Raw genomic sequence first — 23,392 nt, 5'->3', positions numbered from 1 at the left:
CGAACCGCTGGTGCTTCAACGGAACGGCAAAACCTTACCCGCGTTCGCCGGGTCGTCGGCAACATCGGGATCGGAGAGGGGGGCGGTGGCCGCCGGCCCGGCGCTCGCTGCTGAACGTCGTGGGTTGGGCGCCGGGGCCACCTGGCGACGGACGGCAGCACAACCCACCCGACAGCCGTCGCTACGGCCTGCTTACCCCCTGGACCGGCGGTCAACCGTTCAGCGGATCATGACCTTGACGACCTGGGTGAGTCCCGACACCCGCAGCACCCGGTCGAGCAGCCGCGGTGCCACCAGCCGCAGATCGTGCTCGCCGGCCCGGTCGAACAGCACCGCGACGCCGGCGCTGTCGAGGTAGGTCACCCCGGTCAGGTCCACGGTGACGGCGGTACCCGCCGCCAGCTCGCGGTCCAGCGCCGCGCCGAACTCCGCGGCGTTGCTCATGTCGATCTCACCGGTGACGGTCAGCACCCGGTCCCCGCCGTCGCCGGGGCCGCTGACCAGCGTGAGTGCCGTCGTCACGAACCGATCCTCCATTCCAGCGTGACGGTGGTCCCGGTGGCGTCGTGCCGGAAGGAGACCGCGTCGGCCAGCGCCTCCATCATCGGCACGCCGCGGCCGCGCAGCACGTGGTTGTCCGGCGGCGGCTGCTTCCACTGGCCCCGGTCGGTCACCGTGACGACCAGGTGCCCGCCGGTGAGCCGGGCGGCCAGGTGCGCGGTCGCGCCGAGGCCGTCGAGGTAGGCGTGCTCGACGGCGTTGGCGCAGGCCTCGCCCGCCGCGACGAGCACGTCCTGCAGGAGATCCGGCTCGAGCGCCGCGTTGGCCAGCCAGGCGCGCAGCCAGTGGCGGGTCGAGGCGAGGTGGTCCGGGTCCGCCGCGAACTCGAAGTCCAGCGCAGGCACGGCCCGGCGGTAGAGCAGCAGCGCGACGTCGTCCTCGTAGCCGTCCGCCGGCCGGAGCCGGTCCATCAGGGCCGTCGCCAGGTCGCTCAGCCCCGCGTCCCGTGCGTCGTGGGCGACCGCGGTGGCCCGGTCCATGCCCTCGTCGAGCGCTTCGCGGCGGCGTTCGACGAGCCCGTCGGTGTAGAGCATCAGCAACGAGCCGATCGGCACGGCCGCGGTGGCCTCCGGACGCGGCGCCGAGGCGCGGACCGCGAGCGGCAGGCTGCCGCTCGCGTCGAGGAACTCGGCCGTGCCGTCGCGGTGCACCAGGGTGGCGGGCGGGTGCCCGGCGCTGCTGTAGGTGAGCGCTCCGGTGGCGGGGTCGAGGACCCCGCAGAACACGGTGGTGCACAGGGCACCCGGCAGCCGTCCGGCGAAGCGGTCGAGCGCGGTGAGCGTGTGCGCCGGGCTGCTCGCCTCCAGCAGCAGTGCCCGGCAGGCGCTGCGCAGCTGGCCCATCACCGCGGCCGCGGCGAGCCCCCGGCCGACGCAGTCGCCGACGACGATGCCGATCCGGTCGCCGGGCAGCGTGATGACGTCGTACCAGTCGCCGCCGACCTCCAGGGGCGGGTTCGCCGGCTCGTAGCGCACCTCGAAGCCGGCGGGCAGCCGGGCCGGCCCGAGGATCGAGCGCTGCAGCGCGATGGCGACCTCCCGCTGCCGGTCGTCGCGGTGGGCGCGGCGCAGGGCGTGCGCGAGCGTCCCGGCCAGCAACGCCAGCAGGGTCCGGTCCTCGGTGCCGAGCGGACGGCCCGGCGCGGGCTCGACCCAGAGCGTCAGCCGGCCGCCGGGGTGATCGACGGTGGTGCCCACGCCGCTGCCCGCCGGTGTGGCGTGCAACGCCGGGAGCGAGCGGACGTGGCCGAGGGTCTCGCGCAGCGGTGCGGCGAGGTCCGCCCAGCGCCGGTCGCCGGGATCGGTCGAGGTGACCTCCGGCTCGCCGTCCGGCGGCCAGGTCACCGCCAGGACGCGCTGGGCGTCCCACAGTTCGCGCAGCAGCTCCAGCCCGGTGCGGAGCACGTCCGGGACCCCGCTGATCCCGGCGAGCCGCTGGTTCATCGAGGCGAGCGCGCTTTCGCGCTGCACGGCGTAGCGCTCGGCCGTGACGTCGCGGATCGTGCCGACCAGCCGGCGGTGGCCCTCGTCGTCGTGCAGTCCGGTGTAGGAGAGCGCGGCCCACACCCGGTGCCCGTCCCGGTGCCGGAACGGGAGGACGAGCCCGCCGGCGGGCTCGTCCCACGCGTGGTCGAAGGCGTCGGAGACCTGGCGGTGGGCGGCCGGGTCGGTTTCCGGGTCCGGCCACCACGGGAACGGCGGGGCGTAGGGCAGCCCGCCGGCGTCGAAGCCCACCAGTTCGGTGAAGGCCGTGTTGATTTCCACGACGCGGCCGTCGGAGTCGCAGACGAAGAAGCCCTCCTGCAGAGATTCGATCATCGCCGCCCGCCACCGGGCGTGCTGCGTCCGCAGCCTCGCCAGCTGGACGGTCGTGCGGACGCGGGCCAGCAGTTCCCGCGCCGAGAACGGCTTCACGAGGTAGTCGTCGGCGCCGGCGGCCAGCCCGTCGACGGCGGCCTCCTGACCGGCCCGCGCGGACAGCAGCAGCACGGGCACCGCGGCGGTGCGCGGGTCGTCGCGCAGCTCGGCGAGCAGGCCGAGGCCGTCCAAGCGCGGCATCATGACGTCGCTGATGATCAGCTCGGGCGGTTCGGCGCACGCGGCGGCGAACGCCTCGGCGCCGTCGCGCACCGCGGTCACCGCGTAGTCGTCGCGCAGCAGCCGGACCAGGTAGTCGCGCATGTCGGCGTTGTCGTCGGCGACCAGCACGCGGGCGCCCGCGGCCGCGGCGGGCGCGGGCCGGGCAGGCCGGTCGCCGTCCGGCAGCCAGCGCAGGGCTTCCTGCACGTACGGGTCCGCGGTCTCCGCGGCCGGCCCGCCGGTCGAGGATTCCTCGACGACGTGCTCGGGAGGCAGGTGCCGCGTGCCCAGCGGTACCCGGACCCGGAACGTCGTCCCGGCGCCCGGCGTGCTCTCCACGGCGACGCTGCCGCCGTGCATGCCGACGAGCTCGCGCACCAGCGCCAGGCCGATCCCGCTGCCCTCGTTCGACCGGGCCCGCGCCGACGGGATCCGGTGGAACCGCTCGAACAGCCGTGGCAGCTCGGCGGCGTCGATCCCGATCCCGGTGTCGGACACGGCGATCACGGCGTGCCCGCCGTCGAGGGCGCTGGTCACCCGGATCGCGCCGTCGAAGGTGAACTTGATCGCGTTGGACAGCAGGTTGAAGACGACCTTCTCCCACATCCCGCGATCGACGTGCACCGGCTCGCCCCACGGGGCGCAGTCGACTTCGAACGCGAGCCCGGCCCGTTCGACCGCGGCGCGGAAGACGCTCGCCAGCTCCGCGGTGAACGCCGGGAGGTCCACCGGTTCGAAGCGCGCCTGCATCCGGCCCGCCTCGATCCGGGAGAAGTCGAGCAGGTTGTTCACCAGCCGTCCCAGCCGCAGCGCGTTGCGGTGGATGACCTCGACCTCTTCCCGCACCCGCTCGCCGGCGTCCGCCAACGCCTCCCGCAGCTCGGCCGCGGGCCCGAGGATCAGGGTGAGCGGGGTCCGGAACTCGTGGCTGATGTTGGCGAAGAACGTGGTCTTCGCCGCGTCCAGCGCGGCCAGTTCCTCGGCGCGCTGTTGCTGGGCCTGGTAGGCGATCGCGCCGTTGACCAGCGCCGTCGTCTGCTGGGCGACCAGCCCGAGGAACGTCCGGTAGGACTCGTCGAGCGCGCGCCCGGCGCTCGCGGCCAGGACGATCACCCCGATCGCCGCGTCCCCGGCGTCGCCGGGCAGCGGCAGCACCATCGCTTCGACGGGCGGCGTGGACCAGCCGCCCGACGGCAGCTCGCCGAACTGCCCGTCCGACACCGTCCGCGGGACGCCGTCGGTGAGCACTTCCTTCAACGGCCACGCGGTCGCGCCGGCCGCGCCCTCGCCGCCGGGGGTGACGGCCGCGAGCGCGAGTTCGCCGTCGCCGTCACGGATGTGGATCGCGGCGTAGGGGACGTCGGCGCCGGCCCGCCCCAGCACGTCGGCGACCAGTTCGCAGGCCTCGTCCTCGGTGCGGGCCACCCCGGCCCGGGCACCGAGCTCCCGCAGCGTCGCCAGCCGGCGTTCGCCGATCACGCGCTCGGTCGTGTCGGTGACCGCGGTGAACACCGCCCGCACTGCGCCTTCGTCGTCGTGCACCGGGCTGTAGGAGTACGTCCAGTACGTCTCTTCCCAGTAGCCGTGCCGGTTCATCGGCAGCAGCAGGTCCTCCGACCAGGTCGCCTCACCGGTGGCCATCACGCTGTCCAGCATCGGGCCGATGATGTGCCAGATTTCGCCCCAGACCTCCGCACCCGGCTTGTCCAGCGCCGGGTGCTTGCTGCCCAGCAGCGGCAGGTACGCGTCGTTGTAGAGGAACCGGAGGTCCGGGCCCCACCAGACGATCATGGGGAAGCGGGAGGTCAGGCAGATCCGGACCGCCGTGGTCAGGCTCGACGGCCAGTCCCGCGGTTCGCCGAGCGGGGACGACGCCCAGTCGAAGTCCCGCATCCGGGCGGCCATCCGGCTGGTCCCGGGAAACACGGCACGCTGGCCGGCCTCTTCCCCGACGCTCATCACACTCCAGGTTCACGCGGCCTCGGCCGAGCCTACTCGACCGCGGACCAGGCCGCCGGACGTGGTGCACGGCGTCGGCGGAGTCAGTCCAGCGGGGCATCCCCGGTCAGCCAGGTCATCGTGACCGTGGTGCCGTCCTCGCGGTGCACCTGCGCGCTGTGGTCGGCGAGGTTGTCGATGAGCAGCAGGCCGCGGCCCCGCAGCCCGTTCGTCGCGGACGGCGGCCGCCAGGTGCCGTAGTCGGTGACCGTCACGGTCAGCTGACCCGGCAGCGCCTCGGCCCGGACGTCGACCGGGCCGGCTTCCCCCGCCGGGTAGGCGTGCTCGGCCGAGTTGGCCATCGCTTCGTACCCGGCGAGAACGATGTCTTCGCGCCGTTCGGGGCTCAGGCCGAGCGTGGCCAGCCACCGGGCCAAAGCCTCGCGCATTTCCGGCAGCCGGCCGGCCACCGCGGCCGTGCGCCGGTGGAACGAGGCCGGAGGAGCGGGCGCGCCCGGCGGGCGGGAATCCGTCATGGGGCGTCCTCTCCGCGGTGGCGCACGTGGATCACGGCGATGTCGTCGTCGTGCCGTCCGCGCGTCAGTTCGTCGATGAGCTTGTCCCACGCCGTGCCGGGATCGGCCGCGGTCAGCAGGCCGGGGATACCCGCCAGCAGCCATTCCACACCCAGGGTGAGGTCGCGGGTGTGGCGCCGGCTCTCGACCAGCCCGTCGGTGTACAGCACCAGCTCCCCGCCGACCGGGAAGCCGGTGGTGCGCTCGGGGAAGACCGAGCCGACGCCCAGCGGCTGCGCCAGCGCCTCGCCGATCTGCTCGACCGCCTCGCCCGGGCGCACCAGGATGGCGGGCAGGTGGCCGGCGTTCGCGTAGACCAGCGTGCCGTCGGACGGCCGGTGGACCGCGTAGAAGCAGGTCACGAAGCATTCGCCGAACAGCCCGGCGGTCAGTTCGGAAACGTTGCGCAGGACCTCGGACGGGGGCAGCTCCAGCCGCGCGTAGCTGCGGACGGCCGTCCGGACCTGGCCCATCACCGTCGCGGCGGTGACGCCGTGGCCGACGACGTCGCCGATGACGAACGCGGTCGCGCCGGAGGGGAGCCGGATGACGTCGAACCAGTCGCCCCCGACCTTGCCGCCGGTGGCCGCGGGCAGGTACCGGGTGAGCACGTCGAGGCCCGGGATGGGTGGGGCCACCGGCAGCATGCTGCGGGACAGCTCCGTGGCGAGGGTGCGCTCGCGTTCGTAGAGCCGGGCGTTGTCCAGCGCGATGGCCGAGTAGCCCGCGATGCCCTCGGCGAGGTATTCGTGCCGTGCGGTGAACCGGTCCGGCTCGGGGTGGCCGAAGAAGAACCCGCCCAGCACCTCCCCGGAGGTCGGGCTGACCACCGGCACGGCCAGGTAGCTGCACACCGGCAGGTGGCCCTCCGGCATCCCGTGGTGGGGCGCGTTCTTCCCGAAGCGCGGGTCCTGCGTGATGTCGGGACTGCGGACGGTGCCGATGCCGTCGAAGGTCGGCGCGAACACGTCGGTGTTGCGGGGCATCGGAAACCGGGAGAACGCTTCCCGCGGCACGCCCGAAATCGTGTAGAGCGTGTACGACTCGCCGAACTCGTCGACCAGGTTGTAGAAGAACGCGCCGAAGCTGGCTCCGGTCGCTTTCGTGGCCGCGTCGGTGGCGTCCTGCACGATCCGGTCGAGGTCGAGCTGGGCGGTCAGCTTCCGGCCGGTGGAGTGCAGCGCGTCGAGGACCACGGCTTCGCTCCGCAGCCGGCGGACCGTGCCGGCCAGGTCCGCGGTGGCGGCCTCGATGGCCGCGGCGACGGCCGAGGGCAGCTCGCCGGTCTCCCGGGTGGTATAGACCAGCGCGCCGCGCTCCCCACCATCGGCGGCGAGCGCGACCGCGCGGGTGATCTCCTTGCCCGGCACCAGGTCCGCCAGCACCGTGCGGTCGGTCACCGCGATCGCGACGTGGTCGCCGAGCAGCGCGCGCACTTCCGCCGGGCCGAGGGGCCGGACCTCGGTGGCCGCCGGAGTACCGGCGCCGTCGGCGAAAGCCCGCCGCACCGCGTCCAGCACCGCGTCGAACCCGGGCCGGGGCGTCATCACGGGGCCAGTGCGTCGGACAGCGACGGGTAGATCGCGAGTTCGTCGACGAGCCGGGTCAGTTCCAGCGGGCGCAGGGTGATCCGGCCGCTGGCCACCACCCGCAGCGGCGCCGACGCGGTGGGCCCGCGGTGCGCCCGGACGAGCTCGGCCATGCCCGCCGACGCCAGGAAGGTGACGCCGGTGAGGTCGATGACGAGCAGCTCGGGCTGCAGCCGCGCCGCGCGCTCGGCCAGCCGGCGAAGCTTCGGCGCCAGTGCGAGGTCGAGCGCGCCGTCGACGCGCAGCACCGCCGTGCCGTCCCGGTCCTCCAGTGCCACCGACCCCGCGGAACTGGCCGCGTCGTCGAGTGAGTCCCCGGTCACGTCCCGTTCGCCCATGCGCCCATCCTGCCTGCTCACGGACGCGGCGAAAAGTCGGGCGGGTGCTGACACGGCGGCGTGTCGCCCGGGCAGGCATGATGGGGAGCGGTTGAGCAGACAGCCTTCGTGATCACGTACGCCCATCGGACGTTCCGGTGGTGCTGCCGAAGGCGAGGAGAAAAACCATGACCGAGCACGCCCACACCGAGATCTCGGCCACCGCTGTGCCGTTCGGTGAATTCCGGATCGGCCGAACGGTGCAAGGCGAAGCGGTCGTCGTCGAGGTGGCCGGGGACGTGGACACGACCACCGCACCGGCTCTCGTGCAGGCCGCGGACGAAGCCCTGGCGGAGCAGCCGCCGGTGCTGGTGGTCGACCTGAGCCGCGTCGAGTTCCTCGCCTCGCCGGGCCTGACCGCGTTGCTGACGATCCACCGCAACGCCGGGTCCGGCACCGCGGTGCGGATCGTCGCGTCCGGCCGGGCGACCCTGCGCCCGATCCAGCTGACCGGGCTCGAGGAAAGCCTGTCGCTGTTCCCGACCCGGGAAGCGGCGCTGGCCGGCTCCTGACGCATCGTCCCGGCCACGGATCAGTCGTCGGCCGGGACGCTCCGGCGCTGGACGGCCAGCAGGGCGACATCGTCCTGGGCCGGCCGGCTGCCGATCATCGCGGCCATGATCCGGGCGCAGACCCGCTCCGGCTCCCCGGCGCGCACGGTTTGCGCCAGTAGTCCCATGCCGACGTCCACCGGGCGGTCCCGCCGCTCGACCAGTCCGTCGGTGTAGAACACGAGCACGCCGTCCGGCGGCAGGTCGACCACGCTCGTCCGCCGTTCGGGTGTACCGATCGTCAGCCCGATCGGGGGATCCGGGGGCACGTCCACCAGTCCGGCCGCCTCGCCGGGCACGGCGAGCACCGGAGGCAGGTGCCCGGCCAGCGACAGCGTCAGCGCGTCCCGGGCCGGGCCGATGATCCCGTAGGCCACCGTGGCCATCGCGCCGTGCTCGAAGTGGTTGGCCTTGCGGTCGAGCTTGGCGAGCACCTCGGCGGGGCTTTCGCAGTCGAGGGCGTAGGCGCGCAGGGCGCTGCGCAGCCGTCCCATGATCACGGCCGCGTCGAGGCCGTGGCCGGAAACGTCGCCCATCACGACGCCGAGGCGGTCGCCCGGCAGGGAGAACAGGTCGTACCAGTCGCCGCCGAGCCCGGTTTCCGCGCCGGGCACGTACCGGGCACCGAAGGCCAAGCCGGGCACCTCGGGCAGGTTGCTGGGCAGCAGGCTGCGCTGCAGCGCCATGGTGGCGGTCCGGTTCTCCTCCAGCGCCTCCACCTGGACCGCCATGGCGAGGCGGTCGGCGAGCAGCTGCATGGTGGCCACTTCGGGCTCACCGAACTGCCTGGGCGTCACGGAGCCGACGTGCAGCACGCCGACCAGCTCGCCGCCGGCGATCATCGGCACGCCGAGCATGGAATGCAGGCCCCGCTCCCACAGCAGGGAGTTCACGACGGTGCTTTCGTCGACGTGGTCGAGGATGACGGGGGCCCGCTCGAGCGCGACCCGGCCGGCGAACCCGCTACCCACCGGCACCCGCACGCCCTGGTGGACCTCTTCTTCGATGCCCGCCGCCGCGAAGGCCACGAGCTGACGGGCGTTGGGCTGGTACCGCAGCACGGTCGCGGTGTCGACCCCCATGGCCTCGCGCAGGCGCCGCAACGTCTCGGTGAGCAGCTCGGGCAGGCCGAGGTGCTCGGCCGGGGCGCCGATGATCGTTTCCAGCTGCTGCAGCCGGTCGTGGGCGTCGAGACTTCGCGACATGCGACGACCCTAGCCGCAACCCCTTTGCGGCCCTAACCATCCCGGGTTTCGACGGCGGGTCTCCCGGGGTAACCAGACCGGCGTGAACGTCGACTTGGACTGGGTGGGCGTGCTGCGGCACGGCCAGAGCGCCGGGAACGTGGCGCGGGAAGAAGCGGAGTCGGCCGGGGCGGATGTGATCGACATCGCCGAGCGCGACGCCGACGTGCCGCTGACGGACCTGGGGCGGGAACAGGCGAAAGCCGCGGGGAAGTTCCTGGCTGAGCGCCCGCCGGACATCGTGATCACCTCCACCTACCGCCGGACCTGGGACACCGCCCTGCTGGCCGCGCCCGACGGCGTGGCGGTCGTCCCGGACGAACGGCTGCGTGACCGCGAACTCGGCGTGCTGGACCTGCTGACCTCGCACGGCGTGCGCGAGCGGTGGCCCGACGAGCTGCGGCGAAAGCAGCGGCTGGGCAAGTTCTACTACCGGCCGCCGGGCGGGGAATCCTGGGCGGACGTCGTGCTGCGGCTGCGGTCCCTGCTGACCGAGCTGAGCGTGGAACACGCCGGGAAGCGCGTTCTGCTGGCCGCGCACGAGATGACCGTCTTCGCCCTGCGCTACCTGCTCGAAGGACTGCCCGAACCCGACCTCCTGCGTGCCGCCGACGCCACCGAAGTCCCGAACGGCTCGGTGACGGCCTGGGAGCGCGACTCCGACGGCGGGTTCACGATGGTGCACGCCCAGGAGGTCGGGCACCTGGAGGCCACCGACACCCCGCCGACGGCGGACGACGATGCCGCGCAGCAGCTCTCCTGACCCGGCCCCGATCAGCCCGGCCCTCTTGCGGGACTGGCGGATCGGCGCCGAAGACCGCGGCACCGTGCTCGTCGTCGGTGGCGCCCGGACCGTGCCGGGAGCACCGGCGCTGTCCGGGACTGCCGCCCTGCGCGCCGGAGCCGGCACCCTGCAGGTGGCGGTCGCCGAACGGCACGCGAGCGCCCTCGGCGTCTCGGTACCCGAGTCGTCGGTGTTCGGGCTGCCGGAAACCGCTTCCGGCGCGATCGCCGCCGACGCCGTCGACCGGCTGGCCGACGTCCTGCCCGGCGCCGGCACCGTCGTGCTCGGCCCCGGGCTCACCGGCGCCGAGGAGACCGAAGCGTTGCTGCGGCAGCTGGTGCCCGCCATCGCCCCGGACGCGCGGGTGGTGCTCGACGCGTTCGCGCTCGGCGCGCTGAGCCGGGCCCCGGAACTGGCCGAGCCACTGGCGGACCGGCTGCTGCTCACCCCGAACCGGGTCGAGGCCGCGTTCCTCGACGGCTGCGAGGAAAAGGACGTCGACGACCTGGAGACGGCGGTGCGGATCGCCGGCCGCTACCGCGGTGTGGTGCTGCTCATGGGCGTGGTCGCCGAGCCCGGTGGCCGCACCTGGCGCGACGGCAGCGGCCACGTCGGGCTGGCGACGTCCGGCAGCGGTGACGTGCTGGCCGGGCTGACCGGCGGCTTCCTCGCCCGCGGTGCGGCGGTCGACCAGGCGGCCTGCTGGGCGACGCACGTCCACGCCGTGGCCGGCCAGCGGCTGATCCCCGACACCGGGAGCACCGGCCTGCTGGCGCGCGAACTGGTGGCGCAGATCCCGCGCGTCATCGCCGAGCTGGAGCGCTGAGCCCGCACGCCGCCGTGTCGACCCTGCCGTCACGGGTGCCGGCCGCCGAGCGCTCCGGCCGCCGTGCCGGAACGGACGACACGCGTAATTGAACGGACGACACGCGTGCTTGAACGGACGACACGGCGGCAGGCGTTACCGCTGCGTGGTGGGCCGGACGACGATCTCGTTGACGTCGACGCCGTCCGGCTGCCCGATCGCGTAGGCGACGGCTCCCGCGATCGCGTCCGGTGCGAGGGTCACCGCGCGGTAGGCGCGCATCGCGTCCTTGGCGCCGGGCTCGGTGATGCTGTCGGCCAGTTCGGACTCGGTGACACCGGGCGAGACGGTCGTGACGCGGATGCCGGGGTCGGCTTCGAGGCGCAGGCCTTCGGTGATCGCCCGGGCCGCGTACTTGGTGCCGCAGTAGACCGCGGCCGTCGGCACCACCTCGTGCGCGCCGGTGGAGGCGATCGTCACGAAGTGCCCGCCGCCGGCGCGCCGGAAGTGCGGCAGGGCGGCCGCGATCCCGTGGAGCAGGCCGCGGACGTTGACGTCGATCATCCGGTCCCACTCCTCGACGAGCAAGGAGTCCAATCGCGACAGTGGCATCACGCCCGCGTTGGCGACGAAGACGTCGAGCCGCCCGTGCGCTTCGGCGGCGGCGTCGGCGAATGCGGCGACGTCCGCGCGGTCGGTGACGTCGAGGCGGTGCACGTCGGCGGTGCCGCCGGCGTCGTGGATTTCCTTCGCCAGCGCGGCCAGCCGGTCTTCGCGCCGGGCGCCGAGCACGACGTGGTGGCCTTCGCGGGCCAGGCGCAGCGCGGTGGCGTGCCCGATGCCGCTGCTGGCTCCGGTGATGAGGACGATCTTCACAGGGTTCCTTCCGGGAAATCGGCGGCGAGAGTGGTTTCCCGCCAGGTGTCGAAAGTGGAGCGAAGGGTGCCGAGCCGGGCGGTGGCGATGTCGTAGGCGGCCCGGCCGAGGAGCAGGCGCAGCGGCGGTTCGTCGCTGCCGACCGCGGCGAGGATCGCTTCGGCCGCGCGGGCCGGGTCTCCCGGCTGCCGGCCGTACGTCGCGAGCGTCGCCTCCCGGCGGGCACCGGCCGTCTCGGCGTAGTCGTCGATGCGGATCGCCGACTGCCGCATCGACGGGCCGGACCAGTTGGTGCGGAAGGCGGCGGGCTCCACGATGGTCACCTTGATGCCCAGCGGCGCCACTTCGGCGGCCAGGGACTCGGACAGCCCTTCCACGGCGAACTTCGTCGCGTGGTAGTAGCCGGTGGCGCCGAAGGCGGCCAGGCCGCCCAGCGAAGACACGGTGACGATGTGCCCGCTGCGTCGCGCCCGCATGCCCGGCAGGACCGCGCGGGTGACGTCGGCGAGGCCGAACACGTTGGTGTCGAACAGTTTCCGGATCTCGTCTTCCTCGCCTTCTTCGACCGCGGCGAGGTAGCCGTAGCCGGCGTTGCCGACCAGGACGTCGATCCGGCCGAACGCCGCTTCGGCGCGCTTCACGGCGTCGACGACCTGGGCGTGGTCGGTGACGTCGAGCGGCAGGGCCAGCGCTCGGTCGCCGTGGCGGCCGGCCAGATCGGCGACCCGCGCCGGATCGCGGGCGGTGACCACCGCGCGCATCCCGCGGTCGAGAACGGCGGTGGCCAGTGCGCGGCCGAGGCCGGTGGAGCAGCCGGTGAGGAACCAGACCGGGTTTTCGGGCACGACGAAGTACTCCGTCCATTGTGGATGGGTGGAAAGGGGTTCAGGAGACGGCGAGACTGCCCAGCAGGGCCAGTGCCGCTTCCGACGGGCTGCCCGGCTCGGCTTGGTAGACGATCAGCTGCTGGCCGGGGGCACTGTTGACGGTCAGCGCCTCGTAGCTCAGTTCCAGCTCGCCGACCAGCCGGTGGCGGAACCGCTTGGTCTCGTGGGTCTTCTGCCGGATGTCGTGGCGGGCCCACAACCGGCGGAAGTCCGCGCTCTTGACCGACAGCTCGCCGACCGTGTCGATGAGCTGCGGGTCGTCGGGGTCGATCCCGGCGGCCGCCCGCAGGCCGCCGACCGTGTTGACGGCGACGCGCTCCCAGTCCGGGTAGAACTCGCGGGCGTCCGGGTCGAGGAACACCAGCCGGACCAGGTCGCCGCTGTGGGCGTGCCCGTCGAACAACGCCTGGCCCAGCGCGTTGTGCGCCAGCACGTCGAGACAGCGGCCGAGGACCACCGCGGGCGTCCCCGGCCAGCCGTCCATCAGGCGCAGCAGGTTCGGGCTGACCCGCTCCCGCCGCCGGGCGCGCCGGCGGCGGCCCGGCACCGGACGGGCCAGCCGGTGCAGGTGGGCGGCGGCGTCGTCGTCCAGCGCCAGCCCGCGGGCGAGCGCGTCGACGACCTGCGCCGAGGGGTTCCGCTCCCGGCCCTGCTCGAGCCGGACGTAGTAGTCGGTGCTGACGCCGGCCAGCAGCGCCACCTCTTCGCGGCGCAGGCCCGCGACCCGGCGCGACCCGCCCGCGGGCAGGCCCAGCTCGTCCGGGCCCACCTGTGCACGGCGGGCCCGGAGAAACTCTCCGAGCGCGTTCTCCCTGGCCACGTCTCCGAGGCTAACCCGGATCCGCGCCGGCTGGGTGGCCGCGCCGCACCCACCCTCAGACCAGCCGGATCGGCTTCCCGTCCTCCTCCGGCCGCAGCAGCGTCGCCGTGCGCCCGTCGACGTCCAGGGTCATCACCGCGTTCCCGAATTGCGGCCCCGAAACGCAGGCCCAGCTCAGCGGCGCGGGCGGGACACCGGCGCGCCGGGCCAGCCACTCACTCGCCCGGGTGAGCCCCCGCGACCAGCCGGCCCGGAACAGCCGGTTCATGTACCACGGCACGGTGTTGTGCACCGGCGAGCAGGTCAGCTGGTGGACCGGCGCCGCGGTGCCGCCGGGGAACGACGCCTCGGCGACGTAGGCGTGGTGCACGTCGCCCGAAAGCACGTTGACCGACGCCGCGCCTCCGTCCGCGACGCGGGCGATGAGCTTCGCCAGCCGCTCGAACGACTCGCGGAACGCCGGCCAGTGCTCCAGGTCGGCCAGCTGCCGGAGCCACTCGCTGGCCCGCCCCCACGACCCCGGGCCGGGCGCAGAGCCGCTCGTTGACCGACTGCGCGGCCGACAGCGCGGTGGGCAGCAGCCACGGCAGCGACGTGCCGATGAGCAGGTGCTCGAACTCACCGGAGGCCTGTTCCTCGATCCAGCGGAACTCGTCGTCGCCGATCATCGACCGTTGCCCGCCCTCGAGGATCCGCCCGGCGCGCGAGTCGATCACCAGCAGCCGGACCGGGCCGAAGTCGCGCCGGTAGGACCACCTCGTGCCCTTGGCGCCGTCGGCCTCCCGGTCGGCCTGGTCGGCGAACTCGCGCAGCAACCCGGCGTTGTCCACGCCCGACTTGATCACCTGCTGGTAGCGGTCGTCTTCGGCGAGCTCCTCGGGCCCCAGGTTGCCGAGGTGCTGGTAGACCCAGTACGAGACCAGCGCGCCCCGGATCCGTTCCGGCCACCACGAGGTCCCGGTCATCTTCTCGCGCCAGGCGTGCGAGGTGTTCCAGTCGTCGCGGACGTCGTGGTCGTCGAAGATCATCGACGTCGGCACGGTGGACAGCAGCCAGCGCACCGCCGGGTCGCACCATGCTTCGAAGTACAGGTGGCAGTACTCCTCGAAGTCGGCGACCTCGTTGCCGGGCGGCTCGCTCGTGTCCCGCCGCCCGGCCAGCCATTCCCGCGTGGCGTCGGTGGTTTCGTCGGCGTAGACCTGATCGCCCAGCAGGAGCAGCGATTCGGGCCATTCGGCCTCCTCGAGCCCGGCCATCCGGTGGGCGTAGGCGGCGAGCGCGTCCGGGCCCAGGGCGTCCTGCTCCCGCGGCTTGCGGCAGGACCCGAACACCAGCCGGAACCGCGGGTCGCCGGGGCCCAGCGTCCGGATGCGGCTCGGCGGCAGGTCGGCGCCGGGTTCGGGCCAGACGACGTCGCCGTCGAGCCGCACCTCGTACGGCGTGCTCCGCCCGGGTTCCAGCCCGGTGAGCACGACCAGCGCGTAGTGGTGGCCGGCGACCTCGAACGTCCGGGCGGCCGCGTCGCAGATGCCCACGTCGCACGGGCCGTCCGTCTCGACCCAGATCGTCGCCGAGGTGGCGTCGACGTGCCGCAGCAGCGGACCCAGCAGCAGCTCTCCCATCCGGGAATCCTGTCAGAAGCCCGCCGTCGCGGCCGAACGGTGAGCCGTTCGAAACTTCCCGAAACGTTTCGATAATCGTTGACCGCCCGGGCCAGGCGACGAACCATCGTCGCAGCTCCTCTCCTGCCCCCGGAAAGGATTTCCTCGAGTGCGAAGACTCCTCACTGCCCTTTCCGCCGCCGTGCTGGCGATCGCCGCGGCGATCGTGCTGGTCGTGGCGGCGCAGCCGGCGTCCGCGGCCACGTTGACCCGGGTGACCGACTTCGGCAGCAATCCCAGCAACCTCAACATGTACACCTACGTCCCGGACCGGGTCGCCTCGCGCCCGGCGCTGCTGGTCGCGATCCACTACTGCACCGGCTCGGCATCGGCGATCTACAACGGTTACGCCCGCGACTACGTCACCACGGCCGATCAGTACGGCTACGTCATCGTGTTCCCGGAAGCCACGCGCAGCGGGCAGTGCTTCGACGTTTCGTCGCCGCAGGCCCTCACCCGCGGCGGCGGCAGCGACCCCGTCGGCATCCTCTCGATGGTCAACTACGCCAAGCAGCGCTACAACGTCGACCCCGGCCGCGTGTTCGTCACCGGGTTCTCCTCCGGCGCGATGATGACGAACGTGCTCGCGGCGGAGTACCCGGACGTGTTCGCCGCCGGCTCGGCGTTCATGGGCGTGCCCGCCGGCTGCTTCGGCACCACCGACGGGTCGAGCTGGAACAGCCAGTGCGCGAACGGCCAGATCACCAAGACCGCGCAGCAGTGGGGTGACCAGGCCCGCCAGATGAGCGGCGGGCGCAGCGGACCGTACCCGCGGATGCAGCTGTGGCACGGCACCGCCGACGACACCCTGCGCTACCCGAACTTCGGGGAAGAGATCAAGCAGTGGACCAACCTGCAGGGGCTGAGCCAGACGCCGTCGTCGAGTGATGCTCCGCAGTCCGGCTGGACGCGCACGCGCTACGGGGGCACCGGCACGCAGGCGCCGGTCGAGGGGATCAGCGTCCAGGGAGCGGGGCATTCGCTGCCGCAGAACGGGATGGTGGCGTACGCGATCGCGTTCCTCGGGCTGAACAGCGGCGGTTCGGCCACGACCACGCCGACCACTCCCACCACCACCACGTCGACGCCGCCTGCCGGGAGCACCTTGGGCAGCGCGGCGGCTCGGACCGGGCGCTACTTCGGCACGGCGGTCTCGGCGAGCAAGCTGTCGGACAGCGTCTACACCGGCATCCTGAGCCGCGAGTTCTCCATGATCACGCCGGAGAACGAGATGAAGATCGACGCCACCGAGCCGAACCAGAACCAGTTCAGCTACGGCAACGCGGACCGGATCGTCAACCAGGCGACGAGCCAGGGCGCCCGGATGCGCGGGCACACGCTGGCCTGGCACGGGCAGCAGCCCGGCTGGATGCAGGGCATGGAGGGCTCGGCGCTGCGGCAGGCGATGCTGAACCACATCACCCAGGTTGCGACCCACTACCGCGGCAAGATCTACGCCTGGGACGTGGTGAACGAGGCCTTCGCCGACGGCGGTTCCGGTGGCCGGCGCGACTCGAACCTGCAGCGCACGGGCAACGACTGGATCGAGGCGGCGTTCCGCGCCGCGCGGGCGGCCGATCCGGACGCGAAGCTGTGTTACAACGACTACAACACCGACGACTGGAGCCAGGCGAAGACCCAGGGCGTGTACCGCATGGTCCAGGACTTCAAGTCCCGCGGCGTGCCGATCGACTGCGTCGGCTTCCAGGCGCACTTCAACGCCAACAGCCCGGTGCCGTCGAACTACCAGACCACGCTCCGGAACTTCGCGAACCTTGGCGTGGACGTGCAGCTCACCGAGCTGGACATCGAGGGGTCGGGGACCGCGCAGGCGAACAACTTCCGCACGGTCACGCAGGCCTGCCTCGCGGTGGCGCGGTGCACCGGGATGACGGTGTGGGGGATCCGGGACACGGACTCCTGGCGGGCCTCGGGCACACCGCTGCTGTTCGACGGCAACGGCTCGAAGAAGGCGGCCTACACCGCGGTCCTCGACGCGCTGAACAACGGCGCACCGCCGGACGGCGGCCCCACCACGACCACGCCGCCGCCGCCGACCACGACCACGCCGCCGCCCGGCAACTGCACGGCGACGTACGCCAAGACGGCGGAGTGGAACGTCGGCTTCAACGGCCAGGTGACGGTGTCGGGGACGAACAACTGGGTGCTCACGGTGACGTTCCACGAGCCCCAGAAGGTGACCGGCAGCTGGAACTACACGGGCACGTGGGACAGCACCGGCTACGTGCTGACGGCGAGGCCCAACGGCAGCGGCAACGTCATCGGCTTCACCGTCCAGCACGGCGGAAACCTCACGGCACCCACCGTGACCTGCGCGGCGGGCTAGGGCGTGTCCACAGTGGAAGTGGCCGCGGTCACAGTGGCCGCGGCGCCCGGCCGAGGCCGTGCGAAAACTGTCGGTGGTGACGGATAGCCTCAACGCATGAACACGGACGACGCGACAGTCCCGGCGCACCAGCTCACCAAGGGCCAGTGGTTCTGGCACGAGCCCGCGCCGGGGCTGCCCGCGTGGCAGCTGCAGGTGAATTCGGCGGAGTTGCTGGAGGATTCCGTCGAGATCTTCACCACGGACGAGGAGCGAGAGCTGGTTTCGTACCCGCGAAACCGCTTGATCCGCCTGGCCGGGGCGGCCTGAGAAGCCGCCACTGGGTGGGGGGAGGGGGAGAGGCGGTGCTGCGGCCGGTGATGGCGGTACCGCTGCTGAAGGTGCGGGCCGGCTAGGCAGCGCTTGGTTCTGCGGGCGGTTCTGAGGCGTTCGCGGGCGGTTTGCCGGGGCGCCGGGCGGTGTCGCGAGCCCGCGCAGCTGGTGTCGGCCGGTGGGTGGTTCGGCGAGCTGACGCCTGGCTTCGTGAGCGAGCGGGCGGTTCTGTGAGCTGCCGGGTGGTGTCGCGAACCGGCGCGGGCCCGATGAACCGGCGGGTGGCTTGGCTAGCCGAAGCGTGGCTTCGCGAGTCAGCGGGCAGCGTCATGAGCCATCGGACAGTGTCGCGAGCCGGCGCGAGCTCCCTCGGCTCAGGCCGGGCCGGCGTCGCGAAGGGCGGCCGGGCGCCACGTCATGCGGACCGTGGTTCCCTTGGTGCCCGTGTCGATGTCGGACTGGTCCGTCACCTGGTCGATCAGCCGCAGGCCGCGGCCACCTGAGGTGCACAGGGCCGCCGGCCGGGGGCGGGTTGCCGGGATGCCGCAGCCGGTGTCCGTCACCGTCACCGTTACCGCGTCGCCCTCTCGGCGGGCCTGCAGGCGGGCCCAGCCGTGGCCGTCCGGGTAGGCGTGCGCCGCCACGTTCGCCAGTGCTTCGTACGTGGCCAGCGTGATGTCGTGCGTGCTGTCCGGGTCCAGCGGGAACTCGCCCAGCCAGTGGGTCAGCTTGCGCCGCAGCCCGGCCATCTCGTTGGGCAGCGCCGGCGCGAGCTCTTCGAACGTCGAGGCGACCACGGGTCGGGCGGCGGTGCGCTCCGGGGCCGTGGTCCCGGCTTGGTCGGTGTCGGTGTTCTCGCCCGTGTCGACGCCAGTTTCCGGAGTATGTCGATACACGATCCGCTCCCATCCGTCGGCCGATCCCCCGTTTCGGCGGGCTTCTCCTGGGGGCTACCCACCGCCACGGAGTCTTACCCGTTGTGCTTCGTGAGATGTCTCGCTACAGTGGAGGCGCTCCTCGCGGATGCCGGCCCCTCGGCCGCCCGGAGGCAGCTCCCGGATCCAGGCCACTCGGCCTCTTTCCTCATACCGGCTTCGCCACCCTTTTGCGCGGGCCATCACCACATCAGGAGACACCCATGTCTTTTCACGGAATCCTCGACCTGTCCGGCAAAACCGCCTTCGTCCGGCCCGGCTACCGGCCGGCGCCCGACGACGTCGCCGTCCCGCTTTCCCTGGTGCGCAAGCACAACCTGCGGCCCGGCGACGAAATCACCGGCACCACCGAGAAGATCACCAGCGTCAACGGCGCCGATCCGGGCGAACCGCGCCCTCGCTTCGCCGACCTCGTCCCGATGCACCCGGATCAGCGGCTGCTGCTCGAAACCACGCCGACCCGGCTGCTGCCGCGCGTCATCGACCTCGTCACCCCGCTCGGCAAGGGGCAGCGTGCCCTGGTCGTTTCGCCGCCGAAAGCCGGGAAAACCACGGTACTGCAGGAAATCGGCCACGGACTGTCGGTCAACCACCCGGACTGCCGGCTGCTGGTCCTGCTCGCCGACGAACGCCCGGAGGAGGTCACCGAGCTGAGCCGGACCATGCGTGGCGAGGTGATCGCGTCCACTTTCGACCGTCCGCCCGCCGAACACGTGGCGGTGGCCGAACTCGCCGTCGAGCGCGCGAAACGCTTGGTGGAGCACGGCGAAGACGTCGTGCTGCTGCTCGACTCGCTCACCCGGCTGGGCCGCGCGTACAACTTGTCGGCACGCCCGTCCGGCCGCACGCTCTCCGGTGGCGTCGACGCGGCCGCGTTGCAGCCGATGAAGCGGATCCTCGGCGCCGCCCGCAACGTCGAAGGCGGCGGTTCGCTCACCATCGTCGCGACGGCACTGGTGGAAACCGGTTCGCTGGCCGACACGGTGTTCTTCGAGGAGCTGAAGAGCACGGGCAACGCCGAACTCAAGCTCGACCGCAAAACCGCCGAGCGACGCGTCTTCCCGGCGGTCGACGTGGCGGCATCCGGCACCCGGCGCGAGGAGCTGCTGGTCACGCCGGGCGAACTCGCCGCGATGCGCGACGTCCGCCGGGCCTTGCCGGGGCCGCAGGCGATCGAACAGCTGCTGGAGCAGCTCCGCAAGACCGGCTCCAACGCGGAGTTCCTGTTCCGCGTGACGGGTGCGGCGCTGCCGGAAGCGGCCTGACCACTCAGCTTCCGCGACGCTCCCGGAGTTCGCCGATCACTTTCGGCCCGACGCCGCGGGCTTCCTCGACGCTGTCCGGCGGTTCGCCTTCACCGGGGCGGTAGAGATCATCGTCCGCCCGGCCGGGATCCGGAGTGCCGGGCCGCGCGATCTCGGGTTGCTGCTCGTTCGGCTGGGACATTCCCGGCTGGTACCCGGAATTCGCCCCGCCAATCACCGCGGTGGCTGGTACGGAGTGGCAGGCGGGTAGGACGGCCGTTCGGGCCCGCGGTTCAGGGTCGCGACGAGAAACCCGAACCCGACGACGGTGACGACGAGCGCACCGGCCCCGGGCGCCGCGACCCACCAGGCGAATCCGGCGGCCGCCACCAGCCAGGCCGCGACCAGGGTCCGCTTCGCCGTGAGGGGATACGGCTTCGGCAGCTCCCGGACGGCCGTCCCGCCGAGCACGAGCAACCCGGCCAAGGTCACGAACAGCACGGTCAAGTACACGGGGATGGCCTCCTTCGGGGAAGTGGGGCAATCTCCTTGCCGACTACCCGCGCCGGCGGCGGGCAAGCCGTGGCGTCGGGCACAGCCAAGGCTCGATCCGACGCCCGGGCCGGACCCCGCACCTCGGTTCGGCACCCGGACCACGGCGGCCGCAGGTGGCGCGGGGGCAACCGGCCGCCGCGGTGAGCGTCAGGTGCCGCGGCCGGTGGTCTTCTGCAGGGCGTCGATCCGCTCGGACGCCTCCGCCTTCGTGAGGTTGTCCGGCACCTCTTCGCCGGCTTCCTGGGCCAGCGTCTGCAGGTACGACTTCTGCGGCCCGGTCATCGGCTCGTCACCGGTGGTCCAGTCGCTCGGGTCCTTCTCCGGGTTCGGTTCGACCTGGTCGGTCATGACTCCTCCAATCGAACATCTGTTCGTCTGGGTTCGACTGTAGCTCAGGGGTCCGACAATCGCCGCTCACGCGCCCGCCGGCGGCGTGCTCGGGCCGCCCGCCTCGTGGCCCGGGCGCCCGTGCGTCCGGCGGTCGTCCTTCATCTGCTGTTCGTGCAGGTGACGGCGACCACCGGTGAGCGAAGCGAGCAGCTCCCGCTCGAAGTCACGGGACGCCTTGTAGTAGCCGTCGTCGTACTCCTCGACGACCTGGAAAGTCCACCGATCGGGTAATACGTTGAGCCCGATGAGCTCTTCGGAGATCCGCCGCGCCCAGTCGCCGTGCCCGGCCTTCTCGAGCTGCTGCACGGCTTCGCCGAGAGCCAGGTCCGCGCTCCCGGTCAGCTGGTGGAACGAGTAGAGGTGCCCACGGGCGCGCTCGATCGTCTCGAGCGCCTCGGTGACCTTGCCGACGGCTTCGACGGTGGCGGCGTCAGGGTTGTCGTCCATGCGCGGAAAGTGCCCCGTCCCGCGATTTCTACACCTCGCGGAACGGGGCACCGGCTCACGCGGTGGGTCGCGTGGCTCCCGCGTACTGGCTCATCAGCGGCGAGATCTTGACGACGTCGCCGCTCGTCGGCGCGTGCACCATCTTGCCGTCGCCGATGTACATCCCGATGTGGGACACGGGGGAGTAGTAGGCGACCAGGTCGCCGGGCTGCAGCTGGCTGCGCGACACCGGGGTGCCGGCACCGGCCTGCGCCGAGGACGTTCGCGGCAGGGTGATCCCGGCCTGCTTGTACGCCCACTGCATGAGGCCGGAGCAGTCGAACGTGCTCGGCCCGGTGGCGCCCCAGACGTAGGCGCTCCCGAGCTTGCTGAGCGCCGCGTCGACCGCCTTCTGCGCCGCCGCGCTGGGCGCCTTGACGTCGGGCGCCGCGCCGCCGGTGTCCTTCTGGGCAGCCTTGTCCGCGCTGCTGAGGTTCCGGCTCTGGGCCTCGATCTGGTCGATCTGGGCCTGGAGGTTCTTCTTCTTGCCCTCGATGTCCGACGCCAGTTTCGCCGCCGCGTCACGGGCGTCCTGCGCCCGCTTCGCCGCGTCGGCGGCCGACTTCTCGGCCGCCGCTGCCTTGGCCGCCGCGCCGCTGAGGTTGTCCATCGCGGCGTTCTTGTCGGTCGCGATGACCTCGAGCGCCGCCGAGCGGTCCAGGAATTCCTGGGTGGACGTGCCGGTCAGCAGGGCCGACAGCTTGTTCATCTGGACGCCGCCGGTGAACGACGCGCCGGCGAACTTGTCCACTTCGGACTGGTAGGCCCGCTTCGCCTCGATCGCCTGGGCACCGGCGTTCTTCGCGGCCGTGACGTCGGCGTTGGCCTTGTCGAGCTGGCCCTGCTTGGCGATCAGGTCGTCCTGGGCGCGGAGCAGGTCCTCGTTGAGCTTTTCCGCCTGGGCCGCGAGGTCGCGGTACTTGGCGAGGGCGTCCGACCCGGCGGGCGGCGCCTGGAGGACGGGGATGGGGGCGGCGGTGGCCACCGGCTGGGCCATGGTGACGACAGTGATCACCGAGGCTGCGGCGAGGGCACCTGACACCACGCGCTTGACGGGATGCGAACGCATTCTCGCGCGGGTCTCCTTTGCTGATCGGCCGCCGGCGGGTACCGGGAGGGCGAGTCGGGGGCCTCGCCCGTCCCCGGCGCGCGCTCGACCGCAACAGGAAGTGCGCGCGCGGTGGGGTCCGCTACCCGGCAGGGGATATCGGCGGCGATCTCGCGTCGCCGTCTCATGACGACCGGGGGCCGCGAGATCTCGAACAGGTTACGAAACGAGCACGAGAACGTCCAGCGTGGGGCGCTTGCAACTCTCCGTGACGCTCGCTCACACGGCTGGACCAGTGAAAACGCGGCGGTACTGTGGCTGGGATTACATTCTGTCACCGGCAGGAGGTGTGGCAACAGCCCCGGGTTTGTCCGTGCCTTTTGTACGTCCCTTGTATCCGGCCGGGTGATCCTCATGGCCGTAGAGATTCCGACCCATGGAGGACCGCAATGTTCACGAAGGCCGCCGTGCTCACGGCGCTCACCGCCGCCGCGTTCGCCGTGGCCGCACCGGCCCAGGCCGAGACTGCGGCCACGACGGCACTGCCCGGGGCGAACATGGAGGCCGTGCTGAAGGCGGCCCAGATCGACCCGCGCCGCGCCGACGACACCCTGACCCCGGGTGCGCACGACAGCGTCCTGCTCGTCGAGCAGGCCCTGCAGGCGAAGGGGCTGCTGGCGAGCCAGTACGTCGACGGCTACTTCGGCTCCACGACCATCACGGCGTACTCGCAGTACCAGAAGTCGTTGGGCTACACCGGTCTCGACGCGTCCGGGCTGCCGGGCAAGACCTCGCTGGAGACGCTCGGCGAAGGCCGGTACACGGTCACGAACCCGGTTTCCGCCGGCAGCCACGTGACCTACCACGGCAAGACGCTCAACACCCGCACCAAGGCGATGCTCGTTGCCGCGGAAGGGAAGGCGGGCTTCCAGGTCGCCTTGACGCAGGGTTCGTACAACGCCGGCGGTGTCGACGCTTCGGCCGGAACCCACGACGGCGGCGGCGCGATGGACATCTCGGTGTCCGGCATGTCGTCCACCAACCGGACGAACCTGCTGAAGGCGCTGCGCAACGTCGGGTTCGCGGCCTGGTACCGCACGCCGGCGCAGGGCTTCGACTACCACATCCACGCGGAGGCGATCTCCGACCCGGACCTGTCGTCGGGTGCGCAGCACCAGACCGGCGACTACTACCTGGGCATGAACGGCCTCGCGGGCCGCGGCGCCGACGACGGCCCCCAGGTGACGAAGGTGACCTGGGAGGAGTACCAGCGCGGCTGATGCCGGGCGCGCGCCCGGCCGTGGTGGCACGGCCGGGCGCACCGGTGGT

22 protein-coding genes and 1 pseudogene are annotated in these 23,392 nt (G+C 72.4%); 7 read left to right on the top strand and 16 right to left on the bottom strand.

Features of this window, described 5'->3' with window-relative positions; translation table 11 throughout:
* Positions 1 to 219: 219 nt before the first annotated feature.
* From AB0M80_RS33755 to AB0M80_RS33735, 5 genes are all read right to left on the bottom strand, one after another.
* On the bottom strand, positions 220 to 522 hold the full coding sequence (locus AB0M80_RS33755) for an STAS domain-containing protein (RefSeq protein ID WP_364573050.1): 303 nt from the start codon (positions 520 to 522) through the stop codon (positions 220 to 222).
* Complete coding sequence (locus tag AB0M80_RS33750; RefSeq protein WP_364573048.1) at positions 519 to 4,598, bottom strand: SpoIIE family protein phosphatase; 4,080 nt, start codon at positions 4,596 to 4,598, stop codon at positions 519 to 521. The genes AB0M80_RS33755 and AB0M80_RS33750 overlap by 4 nt, the downstream gene beginning before the upstream one ends.
* An 83-nt stretch (positions 4,599 to 4,681) precedes the next feature.
* Positions 4,682 to 5,113 (bottom strand): ATP-binding protein, encoded by a 432-nt coding sequence (locus AB0M80_RS33745; RefSeq protein ID WP_364573046.1) that lies wholly within the window; start codon positions 5,111 to 5,113, stop codon positions 4,682 to 4,684.
* Entirely contained in the window at positions 5,110 to 6,699 is a 1,590-nt protein-coding gene (locus tag AB0M80_RS33740) for a GAF domain-containing SpoIIE family protein phosphatase (protein ID WP_364573145.1), read from the bottom strand. The genes AB0M80_RS33745 and AB0M80_RS33740 overlap by 4 nt, the downstream gene beginning before the upstream one ends.
* Positions 6,699 to 7,079 carry an STAS domain-containing protein gene (locus tag AB0M80_RS33735; protein WP_364573044.1) on the bottom strand — a complete coding sequence of 127 codons (381 nt, stop codon included), beginning with the start codon at positions 7,077 to 7,079 and terminating at the stop codon, positions 6,699 to 6,701. Before AB0M80_RS33735 ends, AB0M80_RS33740 begins: the two co-directional genes overlap by 1 nt.
* A 167-nt stretch (positions 7,080 to 7,246) precedes the next feature.
* Between AB0M80_RS33735 and AB0M80_RS33730 the strand changes: the two genes are divergently transcribed.
* A complete protein-coding gene (locus AB0M80_RS33730) occupies positions 7,247 to 7,630 on the top strand; it encodes an STAS domain-containing protein (protein WP_364573042.1) in 384 nt (127 codons plus the stop codon).
* A 20-nt stretch (positions 7,631 to 7,650) separates the two neighbouring features.
* On the opposite strand, the gene AB0M80_RS33725 is transcribed toward AB0M80_RS33730, so the two are convergent.
* The gene (locus tag AB0M80_RS33725) at positions 7,651 to 8,874 is read right to left on the bottom strand and encodes a GAF domain-containing SpoIIE family protein phosphatase (RefSeq protein WP_364573040.1); all 1,224 of its coding nucleotides are present in this window, start codon (positions 8,872 to 8,874) and stop codon (positions 7,651 to 7,653) included.
* An 82-nt stretch (positions 8,875 to 8,956) separates the two neighbouring features.
* Between AB0M80_RS33725 and AB0M80_RS33720 the strand changes: the two genes are divergently transcribed.
* Both AB0M80_RS33720 and AB0M80_RS33715 read left to right on the top strand, forming a co-directional pair.
* Positions 8,957 to 9,676, top strand: coding sequence for a histidine phosphatase family protein (locus AB0M80_RS33720; RefSeq protein ID WP_364573038.1), 720 nt, complete (start codon positions 8,957 to 8,959; stop codon positions 9,674 to 9,676).
* Positions 9,654 to 10,523, top strand: coding sequence for an NAD(P)H-hydrate dehydratase (locus AB0M80_RS33715; RefSeq protein WP_364573035.1), 870 nt, complete (start codon positions 9,654 to 9,656; stop codon positions 10,521 to 10,523). Before AB0M80_RS33720 ends, AB0M80_RS33715 begins: the two co-directional genes overlap by 23 nt.
* A 135-nt stretch (positions 10,524 to 10,658) precedes the next feature.
* Here the strand turns inward: AB0M80_RS33715 and AB0M80_RS33710 are convergent, their stop codons facing one another.
* The 4 genes and pseudogenes from AB0M80_RS33710 to AB0M80_RS33695 all read right to left on the bottom strand — a co-directional run bounded on the left by AB0M80_RS33710 (position 10,659) and on the right by AB0M80_RS33695 (position 14,707).
* On the bottom strand, positions 10,659 to 11,378 hold the full coding sequence (locus AB0M80_RS33710) for an SDR family oxidoreductase (RefSeq protein ID WP_364573033.1): 720 nt from the start codon (positions 11,376 to 11,378) through the stop codon (positions 10,659 to 10,661).
* Positions 11,375 to 12,223, bottom strand: a complete 849-nt coding sequence (locus tag AB0M80_RS33705) for an oxidoreductase (protein WP_364573031.1) — start codon at positions 12,221 to 12,223, stop codon at positions 11,375 to 11,377. The genes AB0M80_RS33710 and AB0M80_RS33705 overlap by 4 nt, the downstream gene beginning before the upstream one ends.
* A 40-nt stretch (positions 12,224 to 12,263) precedes the next feature.
* Positions 12,264 to 13,085 (bottom strand): helix-turn-helix transcriptional regulator, encoded by an 822-nt coding sequence (locus AB0M80_RS33700; RefSeq protein WP_364573029.1) that lies wholly within the window; start codon positions 13,083 to 13,085, stop codon positions 12,264 to 12,266.
* Between the two features lie 55 nt (positions 13,086 to 13,140).
* A pseudogene (locus tag AB0M80_RS33695) lies at positions 13,141 to 14,707 on the bottom strand (alkaline phosphatase D family protein).
* 148 nt (positions 14,708 to 14,855) lie between these two features.
* Here AB0M80_RS33695 and AB0M80_RS33690 point away from each other — a divergent pair.
* Complete coding sequence (locus AB0M80_RS33690) at positions 14,856 to 17,093, top strand: PHB depolymerase family esterase (RefSeq protein ID WP_364573027.1); 2,238 nt, start codon at positions 14,856 to 14,858, stop codon at positions 17,091 to 17,093.
* 96 nt (positions 17,094 to 17,189) lie between these two features.
* Positions 17,190 to 17,402 (top strand): hypothetical protein, encoded by a 213-nt coding sequence (locus AB0M80_RS33685; RefSeq protein ID WP_364573026.1) that lies wholly within the window; start codon positions 17,190 to 17,192, stop codon positions 17,400 to 17,402.
* A gap of 377 nt (positions 17,403 to 17,779) precedes the next feature.
* On the opposite strand, the gene AB0M80_RS33680 is transcribed toward AB0M80_RS33685, so the two are convergent.
* The gene (locus tag AB0M80_RS33680; RefSeq protein ID WP_364573024.1) at positions 17,780 to 18,301 is read right to left on the bottom strand and encodes an ATP-binding protein; all 522 of its coding nucleotides are present in this window, start codon (positions 18,299 to 18,301) and stop codon (positions 17,780 to 17,782) included.
* A 242-nt stretch (positions 18,302 to 18,543) separates the two neighbouring features.
* On the opposite strand from AB0M80_RS33680, the gene rho reads away from it, so the two are divergent.
* Positions 18,544 to 19,605 (top strand): transcription termination factor Rho, encoded by a 1,062-nt coding sequence (rho, locus tag AB0M80_RS33675; RefSeq protein ID WP_364573022.1) that lies wholly within the window; start codon positions 18,544 to 18,546, stop codon positions 19,603 to 19,605.
* A 4-nt stretch (positions 19,606 to 19,609) separates the two neighbouring features.
* On the opposite strand, the gene AB0M80_RS33670 is transcribed toward rho, so the two are convergent.
* The 5 genes from AB0M80_RS33670 to AB0M80_RS33650 all read right to left on the bottom strand — a co-directional run bounded on the left by AB0M80_RS33670 (position 19,610) and on the right by AB0M80_RS33650 (position 22,084).
* On the bottom strand, positions 19,610 to 19,786 hold the full coding sequence (locus AB0M80_RS33670) for a hypothetical protein (RefSeq protein ID WP_364573020.1): 177 nt from the start codon (positions 19,784 to 19,786) through the stop codon (positions 19,610 to 19,612).
* Between the two features lie 32 nt (positions 19,787 to 19,818).
* Positions 19,819 to 20,097: a hypothetical protein gene (locus tag AB0M80_RS33665; RefSeq protein ID WP_364573019.1), complete on the bottom strand. Its 279-nt coding sequence runs from the start codon at positions 20,095 to 20,097 to the stop codon at positions 19,819 to 19,821.
* Positions 20,098 to 20,286: 189 nt separating this feature from the next.
* Positions 20,287 to 20,487 (bottom strand): DUF3072 domain-containing protein, encoded by a 201-nt coding sequence (locus AB0M80_RS33660; RefSeq protein ID WP_013227672.1) that lies wholly within the window; start codon positions 20,485 to 20,487, stop codon positions 20,287 to 20,289.
* A gap of 66 nt (positions 20,488 to 20,553) precedes the next feature.
* Complete coding sequence (locus AB0M80_RS33655; protein ID WP_364573017.1) at positions 20,554 to 20,976, bottom strand: hypothetical protein; 423 nt, start codon at positions 20,974 to 20,976, stop codon at positions 20,554 to 20,556.
* A 55-nt stretch (positions 20,977 to 21,031) separates the two neighbouring features.
* Complete coding sequence (locus AB0M80_RS33650) at positions 21,032 to 22,084, bottom strand: C40 family peptidase (RefSeq protein ID WP_364573015.1); 1,053 nt, start codon at positions 22,082 to 22,084, stop codon at positions 21,032 to 21,034.
* A gap of 428 nt (positions 22,085 to 22,512) precedes the next feature.
* Here AB0M80_RS33650 and AB0M80_RS33645 point away from each other — a divergent pair, with 428 nt between their 5' ends.
* A complete protein-coding gene (locus tag AB0M80_RS33645; RefSeq protein ID WP_364573013.1) occupies positions 22,513 to 23,343 on the top strand; it encodes a peptidoglycan-binding protein in 831 nt (276 codons plus the stop codon).
* Positions 23,344 to 23,392: the final 49 nt, after the last annotated feature.

This window comes from Amycolatopsis sp. NPDC051045, from assembly GCF_040682955.1.
Taxonomy (GTDB): Bacteria; Actinomycetota; Actinomycetes; order Mycobacteriales; family Pseudonocardiaceae; genus Amycolatopsis.
The sequence above is the reverse complement of the archived record's forward strand: the minus strand, read 5'-3'. Positions and strand labels throughout refer to the sequence as shown.

Excerpts from the sequence above, each read along its gene's own strand:
- AB0M80_RS33685 (WP_364573026.1), top strand. The coding sequence starts at position 17,190 with ATGAACACGGACGACGCGACAGTCCCGGCGCACCAGCTCACCAAGGGC.
- AB0M80_RS33730 (WP_364573042.1), top strand. The coding sequence starts at position 7,247 with ATGACCGAGCACGCCCACACCGAGATCTCGGCCACCGCTGTGCCGTTC.
- AB0M80_RS33655 (WP_364573017.1), bottom strand. The coding sequence starts at position 20,976 with ATGGACGACAACCCTGACGCCGCCACCGTCGAAGCCGTCGGCAAGGTC.
- AB0M80_RS33645 (WP_364573013.1), top strand. The coding sequence starts at position 22,513 with ATGTTCACGAAGGCCGCCGTGCTCACGGCGCTCACCGCCGCCGCGTTC.
- AB0M80_RS33740 (WP_364573145.1), bottom strand. The coding sequence starts at position 6,699 with ATGACGCCCCGGCCCGGGTTCGACGCGGTGCTGGACGCGGTGCGGCGG.
- AB0M80_RS33735 (WP_364573044.1), bottom strand. The coding sequence starts at position 7,079 with ATGGGCGAACGGGACGTGACCGGGGACTCACTCGACGACGCGGCCAGT.
- rho (WP_364573022.1), top strand. The coding sequence starts at position 18,544 with ATGTCTTTTCACGGAATCCTCGACCTGTCCGGCAAAACCGCCTTCGTC.
- AB0M80_RS33650 (WP_364573015.1), bottom strand. The coding sequence starts at position 22,084 with ATGCGTTCGCATCCCGTCAAGCGCGTGGTGTCAGGTGCCCTCGCCGCA.
- AB0M80_RS33715 (WP_364573035.1), top strand. The coding sequence starts at position 9,654 with ATGCCGCGCAGCAGCTCTCCTGACCCGGCCCCGATCAGCCCGGCCCTC.
- AB0M80_RS33750 (WP_364573048.1), bottom strand. The coding sequence starts at position 4,598 with ATGAGCGTCGGGGAAGAGGCCGGCCAGCGTGCCGTGTTTCCCGGGACC.
- AB0M80_RS33660 (WP_013227672.1), bottom strand. The coding sequence starts at position 20,487 with ATGACCGACCAGGTCGAACCGAACCCGGAGAAGGACCCGAGCGACTGG.
- AB0M80_RS33745 (WP_364573046.1), bottom strand. The coding sequence starts at position 5,113 with ATGACGGATTCCCGCCCGCCGGGCGCGCCCGCTCCTCCGGCCTCGTTC.
- AB0M80_RS33725 (WP_364573040.1), bottom strand. The coding sequence starts at position 8,874 with ATGTCGCGAAGTCTCGACGCCCACGACCGGCTGCAGCAGCTGGAAACG.
- AB0M80_RS33670 (WP_364573020.1), bottom strand. The coding sequence starts at position 19,786 with ATGTCCCAGCCGAACGAGCAGCAACCCGAGATCGCGCGGCCCGGCACT.